The 3622-nt window shown below is 73.2% G+C and carries 4 protein-coding genes; 2 read left to right on the top strand and 2 right to left on the bottom strand.

The genetic code is table 11. The features are described from left to right. Window positions 1–490, bottom strand: a 490-nt coding sequence (locus tag ACSNOD_RS29680) for an FtsB family cell division protein (protein ID WP_436770174.1), incomplete at its 3' end; no start/stop codon positions are given. Window positions 491–518: 28 nt separating this feature from the next. Next, window positions 519–1505 carry a 16S rRNA (cytosine(1402)-N(4))-methyltransferase RsmH gene (rsmH, locus tag ACSNOD_RS29675; protein WP_436770173.1) on the bottom strand — a complete coding sequence of 329 codons (987 nt, stop codon included), beginning with the start codon at window positions 1503–1505 and terminating at the stop codon, window positions 519–521. 385 nt (window positions 1506–1890) lie between these two features. On the opposite strand from rsmH, the gene ACSNOD_RS29670 reads away from it, so the two are divergent. Continuing rightward, window positions 1891–2460 (top strand): beta-class carbonic anhydrase, encoded by a 570-nt coding sequence (locus tag ACSNOD_RS29670; protein WP_436770172.1) that lies wholly within the window; start codon window positions 1891–1893, stop codon window positions 2458–2460. Window positions 2461–2748: 288 nt separating this feature from the next. Further along, window positions 2749–3622 (top strand): AAA family ATPase (locus ACSNOD_RS29665; RefSeq protein ID WP_436770171.1); only part of this gene is annotated, 874 nt, incomplete at its 3' end.

Raw genomic sequence — 3622 nt, 5'->3', positions numbered from 1 at the left:
GTGCGGCGGCGGGCGAGGGCTCGCCGCCCCGGGACGGGGGCGGGGACGACGGCCGGGCCGCGGAGGGCGGCGCCGACGCGGGCTCCAGGGGCGGCAGGCCCGCCCCGTCGGCCGGGGCAGCGGCGCCGCGCACGGTGCCGTCGGGGGTGAGGAAGGCGGGCGGCCCGCCGGGCACCAGCCCGAGCTCGCGGGCCCTGCGCTCCAGGGCGTCGGGGGCGGAGTAGGAGTCGACCTCCTGCTGCAGCGCCTGCTGCTCGTCGGTCAGCTCGGTGGTCTGCTTCCTGAGCTTGCTCAGCTTGAACGAGCCCTGGTTGAGCGAGGTGTTGAGCAGCAGCAGCGAGATCAGCCCGGTGCCGAGCAGCACCACCACCAGCAGGACGAAGGGCGTACGGGCGGCCGGCTGTCCGGGGCCGGGCCGCAGTCGGCCCCGCCGGCCGTCGCCCTTCACCCCGGCCCCCCGGGCCGGTCCCCGCGCGCCGCCGCCCCTCATGCCACGTCCTCCCGGATGCGCTTCCCCCTCATTCCACGTCCTCCCGGATGCGCTCCGCGCCGCGCAGTCTGGCCGGGGCGGCGCGCCGGTTCTCGGCGATCTCCGCCTCCGTGGGCAGCTCCGCGCCCCGGGTGAGCAGCTTCAGCCGGGGCTGGTAGCGCTCGGGGACGACCGGCAGCCCGGGCGGCGCGGTGGTGGCGGCGCCGGCCGCGAGCACCTGCTTGACCAGCCGGTCCTCGAGCGAGTGATAGGAGAGCACGGCGATGCGGCCGCCGACCGCCAGCGCCGAGACGGCCGCCGGAACGGCCCGCTCCAGCACCGACAGCTCGCCGTTGACCTCGATGCGCAGCGCCTGGAAGGTCCGCTTGGCGGGGTTCCCGCCGGTGCGCTTGGCGGCCTGCGGCAGCGCCTCGCGGATCAGCTCCACCAGCCGGGCGCTGGTGCTGAAGGGCTCCTTCTCCCGCTCCCGCACCACCGCGTCGACGATCTTCCGGGCGAACTTCTCCTCGCCGTAGGCCCGCAGGATGCGGACCAGGTCGCCGGGCGGGTAGGTGTTGAGCACCTCGGCGGCGCTGATGCCCCGGGTCTGGTCCATCCGCATGTCGAGCGGGGCGTCCTGGGCATAGGCGAAGCCCCGGTCCGCCTCGTCGAGCTGCATCGAGGAGACGCCGAGGTCGAAGAGGATGCCCTGCACCCGGGGGACGCCCAGCCGGTCGAGGACCTCGGGGAGCTCGTCGTAGACGGCGTGCACCAGCGTCGCCCGATCGCCGTACGGGGCGAGCCGCTCACCGGCCAGCCGGAGCGCCTCGGTGTCGCGGTCGAGTCCGATGAGCCGCACATCGGGGAAGGCGGCGAGCAGCGCCTCGCTGTGCCCGCCGAGGCCGAGCGTGCAGTCGACGACCACGGGCGGCCGGCCCGCGGTGTCCGTGACCCCGCCCGGTGGCCGCTCCAGAGCCGGGGCCAACAGGTCCAGGCACCGCTGGAGCATCACCGGGACATGTCGGGTCTGGCTCATGCGCCCTCTCAGGTCCGGCGGCACGACGGACGTACCGCCTGGTCCCCACCCGCTCTCAAGGGGAAGTGGGCCTGCTGGCGCCGGGGAAGGGGCGTCAGCCGGCCAGGGAGCGGGAGGAGGCCGAGCCGTACGTACGCGCCGCGCACGCGGGGGGATTCGGTTCCGAGGGGAGCGTCACGCCTCCCACTTCGCGTCACTTTAGTCCACTCGTCCCCTCGGTCAACCAACGACCCTGCGCGCCGCGAAACCGTACCCGTTTCGCACGAATGAGCGAGAAGCTCCCCTGTGGGTTACGTCACATCCGTGTCCGCTGAATCGTCTTTGCCACGTCTTTGCCCGTGTGCGCCGCGAGCCCTTCTGACCAGGGGCGACTACCGTTGTGGTCATGTCGACTTCCGCATCCCGCCCCGCAGCTGCAGAGCACTCCGCAACTCCCGGCGGCCAGGCCGATGACTCCCCCACGGTCATCGACCGGCTCGTGGCGGCCAACCGCCAGTACGCCGCGGACTTCCACGACCCGGGCATGGACGCCCGGCCCGTGCTCAAGGTGGCCGTCGTCGCCTGCATGGACGCACGGCTGGACCTCCACGCCGCGCTCGGCCTCCAGCTCGGCGACTGCCACACCATCCGCAACGCCGGCGGTGTCGTCACCGACGACGTCATCCGCTCCCTCACCATCAGCCAGCGGGCGCTGGGCACCCGCAGCGTCATACTGATCCACCACACGGGCTGCGGCCTGCTCACCCTCACCGAGGACTTCCGGCACGAGCTGGAGATGGAGGTCGGCCAGCGCCCGTCCTGGGCGGTGGAGTCCTTCCGCGACCTCGACCAGGACGTCCGCCAGTCCATCCAGCGGGTCCGCACCTCTCCGTTCCTGCTGCACACCGACGACGTCCGTGGCTTCGTCTTCGACGTGACGACGGGGCTGCTGCGCGAGGTCGACCCGCAGCAGTAGCCCGGGCCCCGGGCTACTGCTGTCCCGGGCCGGCGTTCCCGGGCCGGCGTTCGCTTCTCCCCCCGGTGGGGGCCTCGGCCCCCACCGGGACACACCGCCGCGCAGGGCAGCGGCGAGGGGAGTTATCCACAGCCGAGTGACGCGAAGCCGTATCGGCGGCAAGAATGCGTCATGTGACGTCGCCGCCCGGTATCGCGCCGGCGCGGCACGTGTTCCGGGGTGGGCCGAGCCGCGTGCGCAAGGGCGTGCGGGATGCGACGGCCCGGAGAACGGGCCGAGGAGGGCCGGGTGACGACCTATGACGATCGAGCGAGCCTCACGGATCTGACCACCACAGCGGAGCGCGTCCGCGCGTCGGTGGAGAGCGTGATCGAGGGCAAGCCGGAGGTCGTACGGCTCTCGCTGACCGTGCTCCTCGCCGAGGGGCACCTGCTCATCGAGGACGTTCCGGGCGTGGGCAAGACCATGCTCGCCAAGGCGCTGGCGCGGTCCATCGACTGCTCGGTGCGCCGCATCCAGTTCACCCCCGACCTGCTGCCGTCGGACATCACCGGCGTGAGCGTCTACGACCAGCAGCGGCAGGACTTCGAGTTCAAGCCCGGCGCGGTGTTCGCCCAGATCGTCATCGGCGACGAGATCAACCGCGCCTCCCCCAAGACGCAGTCGGCGCTGCTGGAGTCCATGGAGGAGCGCCAGGTCACGGTCGACGGCCAGACCTTCGAACTGCCCAGCCCCTTCATGGTGGTGGCCACCCAGAACCCGGTGGAGATGGAGGGCACGTACCCGCTCCCCGAGGCGCAGCGCGACCGCTTCATGGCCCGGGTGTCGATCGGCTATCCCAGCCCGGAGGCGGAGCTGCGGATGCTCGACGTGCACGGCGGGGCCTCGCCGCTCGACGACCTCCAGCCGGTGGCGCACGCCCATGAGGTGGTGAAGCTGGTGGAGGCGGTCCGCACGGTCCATGTCGCCGAGCCGGTGCGCCGCTACGCCGTGGACCTGGTGGCCGCCACCCGTCACCACCCGGACCTGCGGCTGGGCGCCTCGCCGCGCGCCACGCTCCATCTGCTGCGCGCCGCCAAGGCGTCCGCCGCGCTCGCCGGCCGGGACTTCGCCCTTCCCGACGACGTCCAGGCCCTGGCGGTCGCGGTGCTGGCGCACCGGC

Source organism: Streptomyces sp. URMC 123 (assembly GCF_051386515.1).
Taxonomy (GTDB): domain Bacteria; phylum Actinomycetota; class Actinomycetes; order Streptomycetales; family Streptomycetaceae; genus Streptomyces.
This window is presented reverse-complemented; position numbering and strand designations above follow the sequence as displayed.

What these genes read in the sequence shown, in the direction of transcription:
- rsmH (WP_436770173.1), bottom strand. Translation starts at nt 1,505, where the DNA reads ATGAGCCAGACCCGACATGTCCCGGTGATGCTCCAGCGGTGCCTGGAC.
- ACSNOD_RS29670 (WP_436770172.1), top strand. Translation starts at nt 1,891, where the DNA reads ATGTCGACTTCCGCATCCCGCCCCGCAGCTGCAGAGCACTCCGCAACT.